This is a genomic window from Euzebyales bacterium (assembly GCA_035461305.1).
In the GTDB taxonomy this organism is placed as follows: domain Bacteria; phylum Actinomycetota; class Nitriliruptoria; order Euzebyales; family JAHELV01; genus JAHELV01.
The window spans coordinates 1-1,547 of record DATHVN010000173.1 but is presented as its reverse complement, the minus strand read 5'-3'; the positions used below and the strand labels follow the sequence as shown (position 1 = coordinate 1,547).

Below are 1,547 nucleotides of genomic sequence, written 5' to 3'. Positions count from 1 at the left end.
CGCGGCCGCCACGGTCACGCACGCCAGGGCCGCTGCCGACAGCGGATCACCGTCGGCCACCGGCACGCGCCCCATGACGACATCGGCCGCGGCCGGAAACGACGTCAGGCAGTCGTCGTTGACCCGAGACAGGCCGGCCGTGCCGACGTGCTCGACGAACACGAACTCCAGCTAGGCCAGGCGCCGCAGGTGCGCCGACACCGTCGACTGGCCCACACCCACCGCAGCCACGATCTCGCCGACCGTCCGAGAACCCTGCGCGGTGGCCAGCACGTGCAGGATCTGGATCCGTGTGGCGTCCGCCAGGCAACGGAACCAGCTCGCGTACGCCGCCGCCGAGCCACGGTCAAGCACCACCGCTGCGACCTTTCATCGTTCATCGTCGGTGAAAGATCAATGCTTCCGGCGATGTCTATACCTCTGACGGTGATGCGGCGGTCAGAGGAGCCCGGTGAGAGCCGTGACCGGCTGGTCGCCGCGGAAGTACCCGAGCAGCTGGTCGAGCAGCAGCGCGGTCGCGGGTGGACCGTCCCACCGCAGCGTCACATCCGCGTCGGTGGCAGTGACGTCGAATCCCCAGAACCGGCAGCAGCGCTGCTCGTCGGCGGCGAAGCGCCTGACGTCCGCCTCGACGTCATCACGGGCGGGGAAGCGCAGCACCAGACCGTGGTCGGTGCGTTCGACCACAGTCAGCGCCGTGCGCAGCCGTGCGAGGAGATCGAGGCGGTCCGGGGTCTCGTCATGACTTGATCGTGCACACGATCGGCGCGGTGTCGTCATAGATCGGAGGCGTGGCCATCGGCGCTCCTGGCGTTCGGTGACCCGCGGCGAGCGGTGTCGCGGGCATGTGTCAGACAACGACGCAACCATAGACTTTGGACACGAGGTCCAAGCCGTCGAGCGCATCCGCCTCGCCAAGGCGCTGCAGGCGCACGGGTTCACGCTCGACGAGGTCATCGACGCGCTCCACTCGTTCGAGACTGGCACGACCTGCGCCGACGAGCGCTGGCGTCTCGAGCGGGTGGTTGACCGCATCGACCGCCAGCTCGACGAACTCCGCGCGCTGCGCGACACGGTGCTCGACACCGCTGGCGGCCTGTGACGCCGGCAGGTGCCAACTGACCCTGCCACCCTCCAGCCGTGGTCAACCCTGATGGTGCCGGGTCAGCGGGTCAGCGCCGCGGGGAGTGACCGTGCGGTCCAGGCGATGCGGATCAGGCTGGCGAGGATGGCTGCGAGCAGCGGCCATGCGAGCGGTGGCGTCACGATCGCCTGCGTGGTCAGCATGGCGCTGTCGAGGACGAGCAGGGTGGCGCCGCCTGCCGCGCCCAGTCGGGTGCGGCGGTAGCTGTGGCGGCTGGTCGTCGCGGTGACCAACGCTGCGACGACCGCGCACAGCAGCGCCGCGAGGAGGAACCGGACCGGATGTGGCATCGGCCAGGTCCAGCCGCGGCCCGCGATCAGGCTGGCGGCCCAGCACGCGCCGACGATCGGCCCGCTGGTCAGTAGCCGCAGTGCCATCCGACGGCCGGGTGCGTGCGTGACGA

Annotated in this window: 4 protein-coding genes; 1 reads left to right on the top strand and 3 read right to left on the bottom strand. The window is 70.2% G+C overall.

Annotation, left to right across the window (positions count from 1 at the left end; all coding sequences use genetic code 11):
- Positions 1-171: 171 nt before the first annotated feature.
- Both VK923_16185 and VK923_16180 read right to left on the bottom strand, forming a co-directional pair.
- Positions 172-357 (bottom strand): ArsR family transcriptional regulator, encoded by a 186-nt coding sequence (locus tag VK923_16185; protein ID HSJ46215.1) that lies wholly within the window; start codon positions 355-357, stop codon positions 172-174.
- An 81-nt stretch (positions 358-438) separates the two neighbouring features.
- Positions 439-780, bottom strand: coding sequence for a hypothetical protein (locus tag VK923_16180; GenBank protein HSJ46214.1), 342 nt, complete (start codon positions 778-780; stop codon positions 439-441).
- 67 nt (positions 781-847) lie between these two features.
- Here VK923_16180 and VK923_16175 point away from each other — a divergent pair, with 67 nt between their 5' ends.
- Positions 848-1,102, top strand: a complete 255-nt coding sequence (locus VK923_16175) for a MerR family DNA-binding protein (GenBank protein HSJ46213.1) — start codon at positions 848-850, stop codon at positions 1,100-1,102.
- A gap of 62 nt (positions 1,103-1,164) precedes the next feature.
- Here the strand turns inward: VK923_16175 and VK923_16170 are convergent.
- A partial coding sequence (locus tag VK923_16170; protein ID HSJ46212.1) for a hypothetical protein occupies positions 1,165-1,547 on the bottom strand: 383 nt, incomplete at its 5' end.